We start from the raw sequence: 18416 nt of genomic DNA, 5'->3' as shown, positions 1-18416 counted from the left end.
ACTCCCGCCGGGGCCGGGGCCGGTGACCGTGGCGACGGTGGCCCGGTAGCCCCGGCGGGAGTCGCGCCGGTCGGCCGCGACCAGTTCGAGAGCCGTCACCGACGCCGTCCGCACCGCACCCCGCGGGGGCGCGTCGAGCACGACCACGCCAACCTCGGCCGGTGGACTGCCCGGCTCGGCGTAGCCCGTCGCGCGGCGTCGGGTGCGCCCGGCGTCGCCCGGGGCGGCCGTGTGCGCGGCCACGAGATACGCGCGCGCGACGGCCTCGGGATCGGTCAGGTCCACACCGGAATCCACCGCCGGCGGGTCGGCACCGCGCCGCACCGCAGCCGCGTCGAGCTCGCCGCGGTCCAGCTCACTGAGGACGGTGCCGGGGGGCTGGCCGGCGGACGGACGGCCCGGCACCAGCACGGCGAGGACCACCGCGACGACGGCGAGCCCGGCCGCGACCAGCGGTGCGGCGACCCTCCGGAGACGGTTCACGTGATCACTCCGCGAAGCTCACGTGCAGGTGGTCGTAGTGCCCGCCGGTGGCGTCCCGGACGTCGTAGACCCCGCCGCCGGTGTAGCGCCGCCCCCAGCCGCCGGAGTCCGTGACGCCCGGATCCCAGTAGCGGCCCTGCCAGATCAGGTACTTCACCCGCAATGGCCCGGCGTTGCTGCGGAACCACTCCGCGAGCCGCCAGCCTGCTGCCAGTTCCGCGCCCTCGGGGAAGACACCGGGCTGGGTGGGGAACAGGTCGCAGGCCTGCCCGCGCGGGTGGTCGCTGCGCGGATTCCAGGCGTGGGCGTCCCAGCAGCCCGCGGACCGGATCACCGGGCCGTCGCGCCAGCCACCGAACACCGCGGCCGCGGTCTCCAAGCCGTGGCGGGTCGCGCCGGTGAGGCAGCGGCCGCCGGTCGGGTCCGGCAGCGTGCAGCCGCCGGGGCCTCCGGCGTAGGGCACGACCGGCGCCTGCGGTGCGGCCGGTGCGGGATCCGCCGGCTCGGCCGGTGCGCGGTCGCCCGGGGGAGGGGGATCCGCCGGTGCGGCGTAGCGGTCCAGGTAGCCGTGCACCGAGCCGAGGTACCCGCGGATCAGCTGGGCGCAGCGCAACCCGCAGCCGGCCTCGCCGGCCTCCGGGATCCCGGTCGCGCTCTGGGCCACCCGCCGGCACCCGGCGATGTGGCAGACCAGCATGGCATCGAGCGGGTCGGCCGGCTTGCCGGTGGCCGCAAGGTGCCCGGTCACCGCGCGCAGGTTCGCGCACACCCACGGGATCGCCACCCGCAGATGCGACCTCGCGTCGGTCACGTCCGCGCCCGGCGGCGGTGGGACCGACCCCCATCGGTCGCCGCCGGCGGCGGTCCAGTTCCGCTCGTCGAACTGGTAGAGCCCGGCCGCGTCGCCGCTGGTCGCCGCCGCGTCCCAGCCCGACTCGGCCTGTACCTGGGCGACCACCCACACCGGCGGCAGCTCGGGACAGTGCCGCGCCGTGAGGTCGATGATCAGCGGCAGCGACGACCGGGCCGCCGCCGGCAGCCGGCTCGGATCGACCCCCGACGGCGCCCCGGCGGGCTCCTCCTCGCTCGCCGCGCCGAGCAGGAGCAGGCCCAGCAGCGAGGCCAGCGCGACGGCCAGCGGCGCGCGGAGCACGGTCGCGATACGCACGGCTCACCCGTCACCCCGCCCGCCCCGGCGGGGCGGGCCGCCGACCCGGCCGGGTGCCGGGTGACCGGTGCAGGCGGCCCCCGGGGGCGGATCCGCGCTCTCACCGGGACCGAGCGGCAGGCTCGCGGGCAGCGGGGGTGCGGGGCGCGCGCCCATGGTGCCCGGGCCGGTGTTCTCGATGAATCCGGCCAGCGCGACCGCGGACGCGCCGCGGCTGCGGCCGGTGAGCCGGACCGCGCCGACCGCGGCTCCCGCCGTCGCGCCGCCGGGGGCCGTGCGCTCACCCGCGGCCCGGACCGTCGTCCAGGACAGCAGGCGCAGCGTCGCGGGCAGCACAGCGACGGCGAGACCCAGCACCACGATCCCGGCGAGCACACCGCCTACCCCGGTCGGTGCTGCCGGGGAGCGCAGATAGCCGGCCCCGACGCTGAACACCAGCGCGGCCGCAGGCTTGTGGACGACCAGCGCGACCGCCCACGGCGCCAGCCGGACCAGCCACCCGCGGGTGCCCGCGGTGAGCGAGCCGGCCGCGGCCAGCGGCAGCGTCGCGGCGATCGCGAGCAGCGCGATCCGGCGCACGACCAGCACCATCCACAGCGCCGCGGCGAGCAGCAGCACGCAGACCGCGGCGAGCAGCAGCAGGAACGGCTCGGCGAGCCCGTCGCGGCCGGTCAGCCGCTCGGCCACGAGCGTGCTGACGCCGCCGCCCGCGCCGGTGCCGAGCAGCGCCACGGCGAGCGCGTCCCCGGTGAACAGCGCGGCCTGCAGCACCGCGACACCCAGCGCGGTGGCCAGCACGAACCGGGCCAGCCCGGTCGCCACCGCGGCGAGAGGCTCGCCGCGGCGCAGCGGCACGATCCGGATGGACCGGACCAGCAGGGTGGCGGTCAGCGCGCCGACCAGGCGGTCCTGCGCCGGCCCGCTGCGTCGCCGGCGGCCGAGGACGATCATGCCGGCGCAGATCAGCAGGCCGAGCAGGCCCGCGGCCGGTACGCCGCGTTCCAGCCAGGAGATGGCGAGGGCGGTGACGTCCTCGGGCCCGGTTGCGGTGCTCATGGTCGTGCTCCGTTCAGTGCGCCGAGCGGGTGGGGGCCGCCGATCAGGGCCGGCCCGGTGAGCCGGACCGACCGGCGGGTGTCGGCGCCGGGCGGGCGGTTCTCGGGTGGCACGATCCGGATCCCGCGGACGGGCCGGATCGGCGACGGCGAACTGCGCCGGTCGGCCCGTGGCGGAACAGTCCGCCGCGGTGCCGGAGCGCCGTGGCTCAGCCGCCCGGTCGCGGCGACGCTCGTGGCCAGCCTGCGCAGCGCGGCGGCGTAGTTGCGCAGTGGGCGCGGAAGGTCCCCGGCCGCTTGTGCGAGCAACCCGGCGGCCTCGGCCAGCGGATCGGCGAGTTCGCGCCAGCGGCCCACGTGCGGCAGGACCACGACGGCGGCGAACTGCGGTTCGATCATCCGCAGCCGGGCGTGCAACGGGCCACGGGTCGGCACCGCCCCGTCAGCGGTCACGGCCAGCACCGGTCGTGGGCCGTGCCCGGCCAGCCGGTCGGCGAGCCGCGCCGCGCGATGCAGCGAGTTGCCGGTGCACCGGCACACCAGCACGTCGACGCGGGTGTCGACCACGCGGCCGGCGTCGTGGGCGCGCAACGCCACGGCCACCGTCGTGGTCCCGACGCCGCCGGCCACCCCGGCGACGACGGGAGCTCGCAGGCCGTTCACCAGGCACCACCGGCACGTTCGGGCAGCGGGGCGTCGTCGTCGAGGGTCGGGTCGGTCGGCTCGGGTTCCGCGACCGTGGGCTCCGCCGGCGGTTCGTCCTCACCGAGGGTCTCCTCCCCGGCGTCGACGACGAGCCGGCCGCCGTCCAGGACCACCGGCACGCTGATCCGGATCCAGTACGACGGGAGGCTGCGCCAGCCCCGCCCGGTGGGCGCGGGGGCGGCGGCCGGGACCCCGGCGATGTCCGGTTCGGGTTCGGCGGGGGAGTCGCCGCGGCCGCCGGCAGCCCGGTACGGGGTGACCCGTACCCGGACGTCGACCAGCACCCGGCCGTCGCCGTCGGAGCGGACCAGGCCGGGCAGCGCGAACTCGGCCCGTTGCCGGCCGCGGCCGGACCAGCCCAGCCGCGCGGGATCGCCCCCGGGCACCGGCAGGTAGTCGGCCAGGACGCGGCCGCGCCGGGCCGGGTCGTCCTCGTCCCAGGACAGGTAGTCGACGGCGAACGCGCCGGCCAGGGCGGCCGCCTCGGCCGGATGGGGGCCAGGCTCACGTTCGGCTCGGGGGCCCGGGCACGCGGCCGCTGCGGGCGGCTGTTGCGCTCGGCCGGCCGGGGGCCCGGGCATCGGGGTGTCGCCGCAGGCGGGTGGCGGCGCACCCCACGCGGGCGCGGATGCGCCCCGGGCAGGGCGAGGTGTTCCGGTGATCGGGGGGAAGCCGTGCGGGTCGGTCGGGGTGTCGTCGCCGGGGGCGTTGCCGGTGCGGAACGGCCGGTGGGCGGGGCGGGCGGCGCGGGTGGCCGGGCCGTCCGGGTCGGGGCCGGCGTCGGAACCGCCGGGTGGCGCGCTCCACGGGCCCCCGCTGACCAGCGGCGCCGCCCCCCAGCCGGGCCCCGGCGGGCCGTAGCCGGGCGACGGGCCGTCGGGGGGCCACGGCGCCGGCGGCGCCTGCGCGGCGGTGGACCGGCCGAACAGCCGGAAGCGGGCCATGCTCGTCACCCGTTCCGGCCGGGGCCCGGGAGGTGGCGCGGCACGGTCGAGGTGGTACCGGTGGATCGCTCGGACATGGTTTCCCCGTCTGTGGGCGCGCGGGATCAGCACTCGGCGGGTCGCCCGGTGCTGGGCGGCTGGCGGGCCCCGGATCGGCCGGGGCGGTTCGGTGGCGGCAGGCCCGGAGGCTCTGGCTCCGCGGGCGGCCACCACGATCAGGACGGACCGACCATAGGAGCGGGCCGACGGCGCGCGCGGCCGAACGCGACGGCGCTTTGCGATGGTGAATCGACGAGGTCAGGAGGCTGGGCCCGGCCCGCTGCGGTCATCGCGCGGACATGCGGCTCCGGGCCCGGAGAGCGCGACCCACGGATCAGGAGGTGCCGACCCGCGGATCAGGAGGTGCCGACTCGCGGACCAGGAAGTGCCGACTCGCGCTACCGGAAGTGCCGACTCGCGCTACCGGAAGCGCCGACTCGCGGACCAGGAACTGCCGACTCGCGCTACCGGAAGTGCCGACTCGCGGGTCAGGACGGGAGGCGCCAGGTGTGTACCGGCTCGTTGGCCATCGACGCCTCCACGTACCGCGCGAGCATCCCGTGCAGGGCGGCCGGGCGGTCGGCGCCCCGGGCCTCCAGCGCGGCGACCGTGTCGAGCTGCCAGGCCGTCCCGGTCCGCCGGGTCACGCAACGGCGCTCGATCACCGACAGGTACCGGTCCCGGACCTCGGTACTGACCCCCCAGCGGGCCAGCCCCTCGTGCGCCTGCGGCAGCAGCTTGCGCAGCACGAGCTCCTCGGGCCGGATCCAGCCGCTGCCCGGCCAGTACAGCGGGCCCTCCATACCGTGCCGGGCGGCGGTCGTGAAGTTCTCCTCGGCGGCCTCGAAGGACATCGAGCTCCACAACGGCCGGTCGGCCTCGACGAGCACCCGCAGCAGCCCGTAGAAGAACAGTGCGTTGGCCACCATGTCGACCGCGGTCGGGCCCGCCGGCAGCACCCGGTTTTCCACCCGCACGTGCGGGGCGCCGTCGGCGATGTCGTACACCGGCCGGTTCCACCGCCAGATCGTGCCGTTGTGCAGGCGCAGCTCGTCGAGGCCGGGGACCTCGCCGGCCTCCAGCTCGGCGAGTGGGTCGGTGTCCTCGGTGACCGGCATCAGGCCGGGGAAGTAGCGGGTGTTCTCGGAGAACAGGTCGAGGATCGAGTTGATCCAGCGCTCGCCGAACCACACCCGGGGCCGTACCCCCTGATTGCGCAGCTCCACCGTGCGGACGTCACACGACTGGCAGAACAGCGGGACCCGGGTCTCGGCCCACAGCCGCGAACCGAGCAGGAACGGGGAGTTGGCCCCCAGCGCGAGCTGCACCCCGGCGAGGCACTGCGCGGCGTTCCAGTAGGACGCGAACTGTTCCGGAGCCACCTGCAGGTGCAGCTGCATCGATGTGCAGGCCGCCTCGGGGATGATCGAGTCGAAGTCGGCGGTGAGCCGCTCGGGTGTGACGTCGTGGCGGCCGGTCGGGTCGTCGCCGGTGATGTCGAGGCGGATCGGCTCGCCGCGCGCGGTCAGCATCTGCTCGTTGAGCACGGCATAGCGCTCGTCGGGGGAGATCGACTCGGGGACGAGGTGGCAGCGGTCCAGCGTCGGCAGAATCCCGATCATCACGATCTGCGAGCCGCAGTCGCGGGCCTTGGCGCGGGCCATGGCCAGCTCGTCGAGCAGCTGGTGCTCGAGATGGCGCCACTCGTCACCGGGCAGCGGCCGGGGCGGCAGGTTGAGCTCGACGTTCCAGCGGCCCAGCTCGGTCTGGAACTCCGGCGAACCGATCGCGTCGAGCACAGCGGCCCCGGACAGCGTCGGCCTGAGGTCACGGTCGACGAGGTTGAGTTCGACCTCGATGCCCGTCATGGGCTCGTCCTGGGCGAACGGGTGCTCCTTGAGCATCACGGCCAGCGCGTCCAGGCACCGATGCACCTTGGCCCGGTACCGCTGGCGGTCCCGTCGACTGAACGTGGTCCGGTCGACGTCCTGACCCATGCGTGCGTTGCCTCCCTGCTCCCCGGTCCCGGGCCGGGCCGGAGCCTGCGCCGGCTCGAGCCGGGCGACTATCCACCGTGACACACGGGGGATGCCGGCGGTACCGGCTGACTGGATGACGGGATGACGGGATGCCCGAAGGCGCCTGGAACGATGCCTCTCCGTGGCCATCATCACCCCGGTGCGGGACCCCGGGGACCCCCGTATTGACGACTACCGCGATCTGACCAACGCCGACCGCCGACCCGACCGTCCCGGCGGCCGCGGTCTCGTGATCGCCGAGGGCGTCGTGGTGGTCCGCCGGTTGATCGACTCGCCGTACCCGGTGCGCTCGTTGCTCGGGGTGCCCCGCCGGCTCGCGGAGCTGGCCGACGATCTCGCCGGTCTCGACGTCCCGGCCTACGAGGTCGACGCCGACACGATGGCCACCGCGGTGGGCTTCCACCTCAACCGCGGCGTGCTCGCGGTCGCCGACCGCGCGCCGGTGCCCGAGGCAGCCGAGCTGGCCCGCTCGGCCAAGGTCCTCGCCGTGCTGGAGGGCGTCAACGACCACGAGAACCTCGGCTCGCTGTTCCGCAACGCCGCCGCGCTCGGCGTCGACGGGGTGCTGCTCGGCCCGCGGTGCGCCGATCCGCTCTACCGGCGCAGCGTGCGCGTCTCGATGGGACACGTGCTGCGGGTGCCGTTCGTCCCGTTGCCCGGGGGCTGGCCGGGATCGCTCGACGTGCTGCGCGCGGCGGGGTTGCAGGTCGCCGCGCTGACCCCGGCCGCCGACGCCGAGCCGATCGCGGCGGCAGGCCTGGCGGGGGAGCGGGTGGCCCTGCTGCTCGGTGCGGAGGGCCCGGGGCTGAGTCCGGAGGCGCTGGCGGCCGCGGACCGGCGGGTGCGGATCCCGATGGCGTCGGGTGTCGACTCTCTCAATGTGGCAACGGCGGCGGCGATCGCCTTCCACGCGGTGGCTGCGCCCGTAGGCTGAGCCGGTGCACCTCGCTGCGGAGGGACGGGTGGTGCTCGGGGATCGGCGCCCGGGCGATCCCGCCGTGCCCGCAGAACTTCGGTCTGCACTGAGCGAGTGGGCCGCGGTGGCGGCCACGGTCGGGGTGAACGGCGGGCCGGTCGAGCAGAACCTGGTCCGCCGCCGGGGCCGTCAGCTCGCCGGACGGCTGGCCGAGGCCCTGGGTCGTCCGGTGGACTTCACCGACCCGGTGACCGGGCAGACCGAGCGGGTCTCCGGCCGGGCCACCGGCCCGTTGCCGCGAGTCGCGCCGGAGCCGCCGGCGCCCACACCGTGGGCCACCGGGCTCGCCGTCGCCGCGTTCTTCGCGGTGCTGACGGCGGTCGCCGACATCGCCCTCAGCCGGGCGTTCATCGACGCGCTGGGGCTGCTGTGGGTGCCGGCGAACCTGCTGGTCGGATGCGGGTTGGCGCCGTCGTTGTGGCTTCTGCGGCGGACGCCGTTCTGGCGCTGGCCCGCACTCGGGTGCGCGATCGGCCTCGGCGTGGCCTGGGTGTGCCTGCTGGCGGGCCAGCTGGGCTGACGCCGCAGACGTGCGCGGTGGGTGCGCGACCCCCGACCCCCCGTGAACGGGCGTCGGTCAGCGCTGCTGCCCGCGCACGCCGAGCAGGACCTCGTCCCAGGACGGCATGACCGGCTTGCCCTTCTTGGTGCGCCGCCCGGCGGTGGTCTGAGCCGGGGCCTGTTCGGTGGCCCGCTCCTCGGCGGCCGGGGCCGGGGCGTCCGGTGCGGGTTCCGGGGCCGCGGCCTGCTCCCGGTGCGGCTCGTGCTCCGGGCTCGTGGGCTGCGTCGCCCCAGCCGGCTCGGCAGGCTTCGGCTCGGCGGGCGGGGGCTCGGACCGCTGGGATTCGGCGGGCCGGGATTCGGCAGGCTGGGGATCGGTCCGCGGCGGCTCGGCACGGGCCGGCTCCGGCTGCGGCCGCTCGCCGGCCGCCCGGGGCGGGGCGTGGGAAGGGGCGGGTCTGCGCGGCTCCGGGGCGACCGGCGTGCGGCCGGTCGACCGGGTGTCCGGCGGCGCGCCGGTCGCCGGACGCTCTCGCATCGGGGCGCCGGCCGCGGCGGCGGCCCGCATGACGGGCTCCTCCACCGGCTCCGGGGCGGCCGCCTGCTCCTCGGGGCGGCCGATGTCGATCACCGGGCCGACCGTGCGCAGCGGGCGCATCGGCAGCCCTTCGACGAGGTCGTTGGCGTGTTCGTCGATCGCGGTGACGGTGCCGCCGTGCGCTCCGGGCTGGAACGTCCAGTGTGCGCGGTTGTCCGAGCGGCCGGCCCGCCAGCTCAGGGCGACGACCCACTTGCCGTCGTCGCCCTTCCAGGAGTCCCACTCGGCGTCGAGGTAGTCCTGGCCGCGCAGCCCGAAGGTGTGCGCGACGACCTCGCCGAGGGTGCGGACGTCGGGCCCGTCCGCGCGCACCGGGTGCGCACCCTGGGCCATCTCGGCGGTGCGTGAGCGTTCCAGCAGCACCGGATAGGCGAATCGTTCGATCTTCTGCAGCGGCACCCCGGCGGCCGAGGCGACCTGCTCCACGGACGCTCCGGCCCGGATGCGTGCCTGGATCTCGCGTGGTCGCAACTGGCTCTCCAACTCGATCGCGATCTGTCCGAGCCGGGTCAGGTCTCCTCGGGCGGCAGCGCGCAACTGCTCATCGGCCGGCACTGTGAAGCGTTCGCGGCGAGACGGGTCCTCGAGGACGACGGATCCGTCCTCGGTGATCCCGACGACCCGCAACGCCCGCATCGACGGCCTCCCCGCTCTGTGTCGTCCCCGTCCGAGCGACGGTAGTTGCCGACTCGCAACCCGCGGCGCAGGCGCGCCGTGGCCGGTTTCCCCAGCTAGGACGTCGCTCGGTGCGACGCTGCGCGTCTCCGCTCACTGGGAGCATGCGCAGCGTCGCACGATACGACGCATCTGGTAAAGCTGGGACGAGCGTTACGGGTGTGACTACTTTCCGTAACCGACGTGATCACCGAGTTGGCCGAGGAAATTATTCGGTAGGGAACGACTGCAGCGGCCGAGCGACATCCCCCGTGGCGGAATCCGCCGCCGGCGGCTCCTCCGCCCGCAGCCGCGTCCCGTGCTGGTCGCCGTAGCGGTCGCTACGCCGACCGTCAGCCCAGGCGCTCGACCACGTAGTCGATGCACGCGGTCAGGGCGGCCACGTCGTCGGGGTCGACGGCCGGGAACATGCCGATTCGCAGCTGGTTGCGGCCCAGCTTGCGGTACGGCTCGGTGTCGACGATGCCGTTGGCCCGGAGGATCTTCGCGACGGCGGCGGCGTCCACCGCGTCGTCGAAGTCGATCGTGCCGACGACCTGCGAGCGGTGCGCCGGGTCGGCCACGAACGGCGTCGCGAACGACGCCCTCTCGGCCCAGGAGTACAGCCGGCTCGAGGAGTCGGCGGTCCGGGCCACCGCGGCGTCGAGCCCGCCCAGGCCGTTGAGCCAGTCGATCTGCTCGGCGAGCAGGAACAGCGTGGCCAGCGCCGGGGTGTTGTAGGTCTGGTCCTTGGCCGAGTTGTCGACGGCGGTGGCCAGCGACAGGAACGGCGGGATCCAGCGGTCGCCCGCGGCGAGCTCGGCGACGCGGTCCAGCGCGGCCGGGCTCATCAGCGCGATCCACAGCCCGCCGTCGGAGGCGAAGCCCTTCTGCGGGGCGAAATAGTAGGCGTCGGCCTGCGAGATGTCGACCGGCAGCCCGCCGGCACCCGAGGTCGCGTCGATGACGACGAGCTGGCCGTCGGTCGCGCCCTCCGGCCGGACGACCGGCACCGCGACGCCGGTCGAGGTCTCGTTGTGGGCCCAGGCCAGGATGTCGCAGGACGGGTCGGCGGCCGGCGCCGGTGCCGTGCCCGGCTCGGAGGAGATCACGACCGGGTCGGCCAGGAACGGCGCGCCCTTGGTGGTGTCGGCGAACTTCGACGAGAACTCGCCGTAGGTCAGGTGCAGCGCCCGCTCGCGGACCAGCCCGAACGCGGCGGCGTCCCAGAAGGCGGTGGACCCGCCGTTGCCGAGTACCACCTGGTAGCCCTCGGGCAGCGAGAACAGCTCGGAGAGTCCGGAACGCACCCGGCCGACCAGCGACTTGACCGGCTTCTGGCGGTGCGAGGTGCCCATCAGCGCTGCACCGGCGTCGGCCAGCGCGGAGATCTGCTCGGGGCGGACCTTGGACGGCCCGCAGCCGAAGCGGCCGTCGGCGGGCTTGAGGTCGGCGGGGATCTGCAGGTCGGCGGAGGACGCAGTGGTCGAGGACGTCACGGCCTCCAGTCTGGCAGCCGGTCGCTGCACGGGTCAGGGGCGGGGCGGGACACAGCTGTGAGTTCCGCCGCTCAAGCACAACCGCCCGTGCGCGGTGAGTGGTGCTCCGGCACCACTCACCGCGCACGATTCGCTCAGGGATGTGTGATGTCGTCCCAGCCGTCGACCTCATGGGGCTTGCGCGGGCCGGGGCCGATGTACTGCGCCGACGGGCGGACCAGCTTGTTCTCCCGCTTCTGCTCCATGATGTGCGCCGACCAGCCCGCGGTCCGGGCGCTGGTGAACATGGCGGGCATCATGTGCGGCGGCACCTCGGCGAAGTCGAGGATGACCGCGGCCCAGAACTCGACGTTCGTCTCGATCGGGTGGTCCGGGCGGCGCTCCCGCAGGATGCCCAGCGCAGCCTGCTCCAGCGCCGCGGCGACCTCGTAGCGCGGCGCGTTCAGTTCCTGGCAGGTGCGGCGCAGCACCCGGGCCCGCGGGTCCTCGGCCCGGTAGACCCGGTGCCCGAAGCCCATGAGCTTCTCCTTGCGGTCGAGGATGCCCTTGACCAGCGCCTCGGGATCGCCGGTCCGCTCGACCTCGGCGATCATCGGCAGTACCCGGGCCGGCGCGCCGCCGTGCAGCGGGCCGGACATGGCGCCGATCGCCCCCGACAGCGACGCCGCGACGTCCGCCCCGGTGGAGGCGATCACGCGTGCGGTGAAGGTGGAGGCGTTCATGCCGTGCTCGGCCGCGGAGACCCAGTAGGCGTCGACGGCCTTCACGTGCGCCGGGTCGGGTTCGCCGCGCCAGCGCACCATGAAGCGCTCGGTGATCGTCGAGCACTCGTCGATCCGCGACTGCGGGACGGCCGGGACGCCGATCCCACGGGCCGACTGGGCCACGTAGGACAGTGCCATCACCGACGCGCGGGCCAGCTGCTCGCGGGCCTCCTCGGCCGTGATGTCGAGCAGTGGCCGGTAGCCCCAGTACGGCGCGAGCATGGCCAGCGCGGCCTGCACGTCGACGCGCACGTCACCGGTGTGCACCGGGATGGGGAAGGGATCTGCGGGCGGCAGGCCGGGGCCGAAGCGGCCGTCGACCAGCAGCGCCCAGACGTTGCCGAAGGTAACCTGGCCGACCAGGTCCTCGATGTCGACGCCGCGATAGCGCAGCGCACCGCCGTCCTTGTCGGGCTCGGCGATCTCGGTGCGGAAGGCGACGTGGCCCTCCAGACCGGATTTGAAGCCGGCCGGCGGCGGGGGTACCGCTGCTCCGTCCGTCTGGTCTGCAGCACCCGGCGCGGTCGGCGCTGTCGGCGCAGTGGACACCCGTCCTCCTCGTGATCGGTCCCCGACTGTTCGCACCGGCGCCCGACGCCGGCGGCGCCGTTGGCCGATGCCGCTCGCACGGCGGACCTCTGTCCGGTTCGCGAGCTGTCCACGGACCGCTGTGGACGGATACCGTGGTTGGCGTCACCTTGCCTCCGACCGGTTGTGGAGGCAACGGCAGATGCGGGTGGCATCGATCACCGGCACCGGTCGCCCCTGGTCGACCGCTCTACGGTCGAACCAGCGACGAGGAGGGGCGATGACGGACGCGGTGCCGAACGCGGAACTGGCCAGGATGCGGGTCGACTATGCGGGCGCGGGCTTCGATCTCGACGATCTGGCCCCGACCTGGCACGAGCAGTTCGGCCGGTGGCTGGCCGATGCCGAGGCGGCCGGGATCGTCGAACCCAACGCGATGGTGCTGGCCACCGCGGATCTCGCCGGCCGCCCGTCGTCGCGGAGCGTGCTGCTCAAGGGTTTCGACCCGCGCGGGTTGGTCTTCTACACCAACTACACCTCGGCCAAGAGTCACGACCTGCGCCGTGCTCCGATGGCCTCGGCGACCTTCCCCTGGTATCCGCTGCGCCGGCAGGTGCACGTGCGCGGGTCCGTCGAGGAGGCCGGCCCGGAGGAGGCCGACGCCTACTGGGCCAGCCGCCCGCGCGGCGCCCAGCTCGGGGCGTGGGCGTCGGCGCAGTCGACCGAGGTCGCCGACCGGCGGGTGCTCGACGACGCCCTCGAAGGCGCCGCCCGGCGGTTCGCCGACGTCGAGCAGGTGCCCCGGCCGCCGCACTGGGGCGGTTGGCGGATCGTCCCCGACCAGGTCGAGTTCTGGCAGGGCCGGGAGAACCGGATGCACGACCGGCTGCGGTTCGACATCGACCGTCACGACCGCTCGTGGCGGGTGCGCCGGCTGGCGCCCTGAGGGCGCCGTCCATCCGTCCGCTTCGTCCCGTGAACGCCGTTTCGGCGCGGAGACCCTCTTCACCCGGGGCGCTGCGAGAGCTACTGAGCGGTGGGGCGGCGTGGTACTCCTGACGTGTGACAGCCTGTGGCCAGGAGGAGCCGACCCGCCCCGTCCCGGCATCCCATGAGCCGCCCACCCGCCGGCTGTCCGACGACCCGGACGCACCGACCCGCAAGCTCGCCGCCGGCTCCGGCGCCGACGCCAGCACCCAGAGGTTGGCCGCCGGCCCCCGCGCCCGCGGCCTCACCGTGATGCTGCGCGGCGCGCTGGCCGACACCCGCCCGCTGAGCACGATCTCCTACCGGCGGCTCTGGCTCGCCGGCGTCATCACGGTGATCGGCGCCCAGCTGTCGGTCGTCGCGGTGCCCACCCAGATCTACGAGATCACCGGCTCGTCGGCCTACGTCGGGTTGACCGGCCTCTTCGGCCTGGTCCCGCTGATCGTGTTCGGGCTGTGGGGCGGCGCCATCGCCGACGTGATGGACCGCCGGATCCTGCTGCTGCTCACCGGTGCCGGTATCGCGGCGACCTCGCTGACGCTGTGGGTCGTCGCGGCGAGCGGCGTGGGCGGGGTGTGGCTGATCCTGAGCCTGTTCTCGGTGCAGTCCGCGCTGCTGGCGATCAACCAGCCGACCCGCAACGCCGTGATCCCGCGGCTGCTCCCCGCCGAGCAGCTGCCCGCGGCGAACGCGCTGAACATGACGGTGTTCCAGCTCGGCGCGGTCGTCGGGCCGCTGCTCGCCGGGGTGCTCATCCCCGTCGTGGGGCTGCCCACGCTGTACCTGCTCGACGCGATCGCGCTGATGGCCACGCTGTGGGCGACCTGGCGGCTGCCGTCGGTGCCGCCGCAACGCACCGCGGGCGTCCGGCAGCGTGCTGGATTCCGCGAGGTGGTCGCCGGATTCCGATATGTCGCATTGCACAAGGTGTTGCTGGTCTCGTTCCTGATCGACGTGATCGCGATGGGATTCGGCATGCCGCGCGTGGTCTTCCCGGAGCTGTCGGAGAAGGTCTTCGGCGACCCACCGGGCGGCGGGCTCGCGCTCGGGCTGCTGTTCGCGGCGATCCCGGTCGGCATGGTGATCGGCGGCCTGTTCTCCGGATGGCTGCACCGGATCCGCCGCCAGGGCGTCGCGGTGACGGTCGCGATCTGCGTGTGGGGGCTGGGGATCGCGCTGTTCGGGCTGGCGAACTCGCTGTGGCTGGCGGTGCTCATGCTCGCCCTGGCCGGGGCGGGCGACCTGGTCAGCTCGGTCTTCCGGTCGTCGATGCTGCAGACCGTGGCCACCGACGAGATGCGCGGCCGCATGCAGGGCGTGTTCGTCGTCGTCGTGGCGGGCGGGCCGCGGCTCGCCGACATGTGGCACGGCGCGGCGGCCACCGGCCTCGGTGCGGGGGTGGCGGCGACGGCAGGTGGGATCGCGGTCATCGTCGGTGCCGTCGTCGTCGTGACGAGGTTCCCGGACTTCTGGCGGTACGTGGGTCCGATCGAATCGAAAGCCCGTCCTTGAGAGCCGGCGACGGACCACAACGTGACGCGAGTCCTCCGGCCGGGACAGTGCGCAACCGCCACGGAGCACTAGCGTTGCGGCAAACACGAACAACCCGAGTGTGAGAGGGAACCTCCACATGTCTGACGAGTCCGCCGCGAGCGACACCGCTGTCCTGCACTACCCGGGCGGCGAGCACGAGATGGCGATCAGCACCGCGACCGAGGGTGCTTCCGCAGTCGACGTCAGCAAACTGCTGTCCAAAACCGGATTGGTCACGTTCGATCCGGGCTTCAACAGCACTGCGGCCTGTGCATCCGAGATCACCTACATCGACGGCGACGCGGGCATCCTGCGTTACCGGGGCTACCCGATCGAGCAGCTTGCGGAGAAGTCGAGCTTCCTGGAGGTCAGCTACCTGCTGATCTACGGGGGGCTGCCGACCCAGGAGCAGCTGGATTCGTTCACCAACCGGATCAGCCGGCACACCCTGCTGCACGAGGACCTGAAGCGGTTCTTCGACGGCTTCCCGCGCGACGCGCACCCGATGCCGGTGCTGTCCAGCGCGGTCAGTGCCCTCTCGACCTTCTACCAGGACAGCCTCGACCCGTTCGACGCCGACGCGGTGGAGCTGTCCACGGTCCGGCTGATGGCCAAGGTGTTCACCATCGCCGCCTACGCCTACAAGAAGTCGGTCGGCCAGCCGTTCCTCTACCCGGACAACTCGCTGGGCCTGGTGGAGAACTTCCTGCGGATGACCTTCGGCTTCCCTGCCGAGCCGTACGACATCGACCCGGACTTCGCCCGGGCCCTCGACACCCTGCTGATCCTGCACGCCGACCACGAGCAGAACTGCTCGACCTCGACGGTCCGGCTGGTCGGCTCGTCCCAGGCGAACCTGTTCGCGAGCATCTCGGCCGGCGTCAACGCGCTGTTCGGCCCGCTGCACGGCGGCGCCAACCAGGCCGTCCTGGAGATGCTGCAGCGCATCCGTGATGTCGAGGGCGGCAATGTCGACGCCTTCGTCGACCGGGTGAAGAACAAGGAGCACGGCGCCCGCCTGATGGGCTTCGGGCACCGGGTCTACAAGAACTACGACCCCCGCGCGCGGATCGTGAAGCAGAGCGCGGACGAGGTGCTCAAGAAGCTCGGCGTCGAGGACCCGCTGCTCGACATCGCCAAGGCACTTGAGGAGCGGGCCCTGGCCGACGACTACTTCATCGAGCGCAAGCTCTACCCGAACGTGGACTTCTACACCGGTGTCATCTACCGGGCCATGGGCTTCCCGACCAAGATGTTCACGGTGCTGTTCGCGCTGGGCCGGCTCCCCGGATGGATCGCCCACTGGCGCGAGATGATCAACGACCCGCAGAACAAGATCGGCCGTCCGCGGCAGCTCTACACCGGGCCCGGCGAGCGCGAGTACCTGTCGATCGAGAAGCGCTGACGGTGTGATGCGGCGGCGGCCCGGTCTCCGGACCGCCGCCGGGGGGGTGGACCGGACGGTGTCGTTGTCGCCGCGCGCGACTGCGGCACGGCTACTAGCGTCGTCGCGTGGTCGATTCCCGGGACGTCTCCGTCGTCTGGTTCCGTCGCGACCTGCGACTGGACGACCAACCCACCCTGCTCGCCGCGGCCGACGCCGCCCCGGCGGCCCTCGCGCTGTTCGTGCTCGACCCCCGGTTGCTCGAACCGTCGGGCCCGGCCCGGCGCACGTTCCTCTACGGCTGCTTGCGCGAGCTCGACGAGGCACTGGGCGGGAAACTGCTGGTCGTCCGCGGCGACCCGGCCGAGGTGGTGCCCCGGATCGCGAAGGCCGTCGGCGCCGCGACCGTGCACATCGCCGCCGACTTCGGCCCCTACGGCCGGGAGCGTGACGAGGCCGTCGAGTCCGCGCTCGCCGACGACGACCGCGAGCTGATCCGCACCGGCTCCCCGTACGCCGTCGCACCGGGCCGGGTCACCAAGGCCGACGGCGACCCGTTCAAGGTCTTCACCCCCTTCCGCCGGGCGTGGGCGGACCACGGCTGGCGCTCGCCCGCCGACACCGGACCCGGCACCGTCGAGTGGATCGACCCGGCCGACAGGGGCGGCGGCCCGCGGGCGGTGCGGATCCCCGACGACGAGAGGGTGGACGCCGAGCTGCCCGCGCCGGGGGAGAAGGCCGCGCTGCAGCGGTGGAAGGAGTTCCTCGACGACGCCGTCGACGACTACGGCGACGCCAGGGACCGCCCCGACAGGCCCGGCACCTCGCGCATGTCGGTGTACCTGAAGTACGGCTGCATCCACCCGCGCACGATCCTCGCCGGCCTGGCACGCAAGCGGTCCGCCTCGGCCGAGGTCTACCGCACCGAGATCGCCTGGCGGGAGTTCTACGCCGACGTGCTCCACCAGCGGCCCGACTCGGCGCGGAAGAACTACGACCGTTCCTTCGACGCGCTGCCGGTCGCCTCCGGGAAGGACGCCGAGGAGAAGTTCGACGCGTGGCGCGAGGGGCGCACCGGTTTCCCGATCGTCGACGCCGGGATGCGGCAGCTGCGGACCCAGGCCTGGGTGCACAACCGGGTCCGGATGATCGTCGCGAGCTTCCTGGTCAAGGACCTGCACCTGCCGTGGTGGTGGGGTGCCCGGCACTTCATGCAGTTGCTCGTCGACGGCGATCTGGCCTCGAACCAGCACGGCTGGCAGTGGACCGCGGGTAGTGGCACCGACGCCTCGCCGTACTTCCGGATCTTCAACCCGATCACCCAGGGGGAGCGGTTCGACCCCGACGGCGACTACGTGCGCCGGTTCGTTCCCGAGCTGGCCGGTATCGCCGGCAAACAGGTGCATCAGCCCTGGAAGCTCGAGGGTGGCGTACCGCAGGGGTACCCGGAGCCGATCGTGGACCACAAGGAGGAGCGTGAGGAGGCCCTGGCGCGCTACGAGCGGGTGAAGGCGGCCCGCCGCTGACGGCGCGCCCGATCCGGCCGGGGCGACGACGGGTTTCGTCGCGGGGTCCGGTATGCGACCGGACCGTCGTGGCCGCCGCCAGGATGGCGTCGGACTCGAGGCGCGGGCGGGGTGGCGCCGGCCGGACGCCCGCGGGCGCTTAGTCTCGGTGTACCACCGATGGGGAGGCGCAGGTATGGCCAACGAATCGACATCGCCGCGTCGGCGCTGGTGGCTGCTGTTGCTCGCAGTGACCGGGACCGTGGTCTGGGTGCTGTCGCTGCGTCGGGCCGGTCGCGGTCCCGGCGCACTCGACGACGCCCGCCCGGCCCCGCGATCCCTCACCGTGGTCCCCCCGGCAGGCGGCCCTGCAGCCGGCCCGGCGGACGTGTCGCGCCGGCGGACGCTGCACGCGGTCGGCGGGTCGGACGACACGGGCGCCTCGGCTGCGCCGGTGCGGGCTGCGGCGGCTTCGACGGGCCGGCCGGGGCGGGCCCCCGCCGCCGCGGAGAGGCCCGCGCCCGTGACGACGCCACTGGCCTCCGCCCCCAGGACCGCCTCGGCGTCGGTGACGCCCGCGCCGGTCACCGCTCCCGGGGCGCCGGCCACTCCGAAGGCCACCGCGCCCGCAAAGCCGGTCTCCGCCGAGCCCGCCGCGGACGCGAACCCGGTCGGCGCCGAGCCTGCCGCGGACGCGAACCCGGTCGGCGCCGAGCCTGCCGCGGACGCGGAACCGGTCAGCGCCGAGCCGGCCCCGCCCACCGAGACCGCGGAGCCGGTCGCCGTTCCCGCCGAGCCGGCCCCGGCCACCGAGCCCGGGCCCGCCGTCGAGGTGTCCTCCTACGGCCCGGGTTCGGCCCTGCCGCTGCCCGACGGCTCCGCGCCCAGCGCGGAGTACACGATCAAGGGCAACGCGACGTCGATGCTGTTCCACACCCCGTCCAGCCCGTACTTCGGCCGGACCAAGGCTGAGGCCTGGTTCCGCACCCCGGAGGACGCGCGCCGCGCGGGTTTCACCGAGTGGACCCGCAAGCCCCGCCGGTCCGGCTGAGCC

General features: G+C 74.2%; 16 protein-coding genes. 7 read left to right on the top strand and 9 right to left on the bottom strand.

Features of this window, described 5'->3' with window-relative positions:
* The 6 genes from HF526_RS26875 to HF526_RS26850 all read right to left on the bottom strand — a co-directional run.
* The coding region (locus HF526_RS26875) for a hypothetical protein (protein WP_211177844.1) at window positions 1–483 on the bottom strand (483 nt) is incomplete at its 3' end.
* 4 nt (window positions 484–487) lie between these two features.
* On the bottom strand, window positions 488–1651 hold the full coding sequence (locus HF526_RS26870; protein ID WP_169384360.1) for a VldE C-terminal domain-containing protein: 1164 nt from the start codon (window positions 1649–1651) through the stop codon (window positions 488–490).
* Between the two features lie 3 nt (window positions 1652–1654).
* Window positions 1655–2707: a TrbL/VirB6 family protein gene (locus HF526_RS26865; protein WP_169384359.1), complete on the bottom strand. Its 1053-nt coding sequence runs from the start codon at window positions 2705–2707 to the stop codon at window positions 1655–1657.
* Complete coding sequence (locus HF526_RS26860; RefSeq protein WP_169384358.1) at window positions 2704–3369, bottom strand: hypothetical protein; 666 nt, start codon at window positions 3367–3369, stop codon at window positions 2704–2706. Before HF526_RS26860 ends, HF526_RS26865 begins: the two co-directional genes overlap by 4 nt.
* A complete protein-coding gene (locus tag HF526_RS26855) occupies window positions 3366–4355 on the bottom strand; it encodes a hypothetical protein (protein WP_169384357.1) in 990 nt (329 codons plus the stop codon). Before HF526_RS26855 ends, HF526_RS26860 begins: the two co-directional genes overlap by 4 nt.
* A gap of 527 nt (window positions 4356–4882) precedes the next feature.
* Complete coding sequence (locus HF526_RS26850) at window positions 4883–6391, bottom strand: glutamate-cysteine ligase family protein (protein ID WP_169384356.1); 1509 nt, start codon at window positions 6389–6391, stop codon at window positions 4883–4885.
* Between the two features lie 163 nt (window positions 6392–6554).
* Between HF526_RS26850 and HF526_RS26845 the strand changes: the two genes are divergently transcribed.
* Complete coding sequence (locus HF526_RS26845) at window positions 6555–7367, top strand: TrmH family RNA methyltransferase (protein WP_169384355.1); 813 nt, start codon at window positions 6555–6557, stop codon at window positions 7365–7367.
* 4 nt (window positions 7368–7371) lie between these two features.
* Complete coding sequence (locus HF526_RS37100) at window positions 7372–7929, top strand: DUF2537 domain-containing protein (RefSeq protein WP_169384354.1); 558 nt, start codon at window positions 7372–7374, stop codon at window positions 7927–7929.
* 57 nt (window positions 7930–7986) lie between these two features.
* On the opposite strand, the gene sepH is transcribed toward HF526_RS37100, so the two are convergent.
* The 3 genes from sepH to HF526_RS26825 form a co-directional block, all read right to left on the bottom strand.
* The gene (gene sepH, locus HF526_RS36570; RefSeq protein ID WP_169384353.1) at window positions 7987–9144 is read right to left on the bottom strand and encodes a septation protein SepH; all 1158 of its coding nucleotides are present in this window, start codon (window positions 9142–9144) and stop codon (window positions 7987–7989) included.
* 371 nt (window positions 9145–9515) lie between these two features.
* Window positions 9516–10661, bottom strand: a complete 1146-nt coding sequence (serC, locus tag HF526_RS26830; RefSeq protein ID WP_169384352.1) for a phosphoserine transaminase — start codon at window positions 10659–10661, stop codon at window positions 9516–9518.
* A gap of 134 nt (window positions 10662–10795) precedes the next feature.
* Window positions 10796–11974 (bottom strand): citrate synthase 2, encoded by a 1179-nt coding sequence (locus HF526_RS26825; RefSeq protein WP_338051773.1) that lies wholly within the window; start codon window positions 11972–11974, stop codon window positions 10796–10798.
* Between the two features lie 259 nt (window positions 11975–12233).
* On the opposite strand from HF526_RS26825, the gene pdxH reads away from it, so the two are divergent.
* From pdxH to HF526_RS26800, 5 genes are all read left to right on the top strand, one after another.
* Window positions 12234–12899 (top strand): pyridoxamine 5'-phosphate oxidase, encoded by a 666-nt coding sequence (pdxH, locus tag HF526_RS26820; RefSeq protein ID WP_169384351.1) that lies wholly within the window; start codon window positions 12234–12236, stop codon window positions 12897–12899.
* A gap of 293 nt (window positions 12900–13192) precedes the next feature.
* On the top strand, window positions 13193–14452 hold the full coding sequence (locus HF526_RS26815; protein WP_169384366.1) for an MFS transporter: 1260 nt from the start codon (window positions 13193–13195) through the stop codon (window positions 14450–14452).
* A gap of 118 nt (window positions 14453–14570) precedes the next feature.
* Complete coding sequence (locus HF526_RS26810; protein ID WP_169384350.1) at window positions 14571–15878, top strand: citrate synthase; 1308 nt, start codon at window positions 14571–14573, stop codon at window positions 15876–15878.
* A 107-nt stretch (window positions 15879–15985) separates the two neighbouring features.
* Complete coding sequence (locus HF526_RS26805) at window positions 15986–17383, top strand: FAD-binding domain-containing protein (RefSeq protein WP_169384349.1); 1398 nt, start codon at window positions 15986–15988, stop codon at window positions 17381–17383.
* Window positions 17384–17558: 175 nt separating this feature from the next.
* Entirely contained in the window at window positions 17559–18413 is an 855-nt protein-coding gene (locus HF526_RS26800; protein WP_169384348.1) for a sunset domain-containing protein, read from the top strand.
* Window positions 18414–18416 lie beyond the last annotated feature (3 nt).

The sequence above is a fragment of the Pseudonocardia acidicola genome, assembly GCF_012911935.1.
GTDB lineage: Bacteria > Actinomycetota > Actinomycetes > Mycobacteriales > Pseudonocardiaceae > Pseudonocardia > Pseudonocardia acidicola.
This window is presented reverse-complemented; position numbering and strand designations above follow the sequence as displayed.

Excerpts from the sequence above, each read along its gene's own strand:
- HF526_RS26865 (WP_169384359.1), bottom strand. The coding sequence starts at position 2,707 with ATGAGCACCGCAACCGGGCCCGAGGACGTCACCGCCCTCGCCATCTCC.
- HF526_RS26855 (WP_169384357.1), bottom strand. The coding sequence starts at position 4,355 with ATGGCCCGCTTCCGGCTGTTCGGCCGGTCCACCGCCGCGCAGGCGCCG.
- HF526_RS26850 (WP_169384356.1), bottom strand. The coding sequence starts at position 6,391 with ATGGGTCAGGACGTCGACCGGACCACGTTCAGTCGACGGGACCGCCAG.
- sepH (WP_169384353.1), bottom strand. The coding sequence starts at position 9,144 with ATGCGGGCGTTGCGGGTCGTCGGGATCACCGAGGACGGATCCGTCGTC.
- pdxH (WP_169384351.1), top strand. The coding sequence starts at position 12,234 with ATGACGGACGCGGTGCCGAACGCGGAACTGGCCAGGATGCGGGTCGAC.
- HF526_RS26815 (WP_169384366.1), top strand. The coding sequence starts at position 13,193 with ATGCTGCGCGGCGCGCTGGCCGACACCCGCCCGCTGAGCACGATCTCC.
- HF526_RS26810 (WP_169384350.1), top strand. The coding sequence starts at position 14,571 with ATGTCTGACGAGTCCGCCGCGAGCGACACCGCTGTCCTGCACTACCCG.
- HF526_RS26800 (WP_169384348.1), top strand. The coding sequence starts at position 17,559 with ATGGCCAACGAATCGACATCGCCGCGTCGGCGCTGGTGGCTGCTGTTG.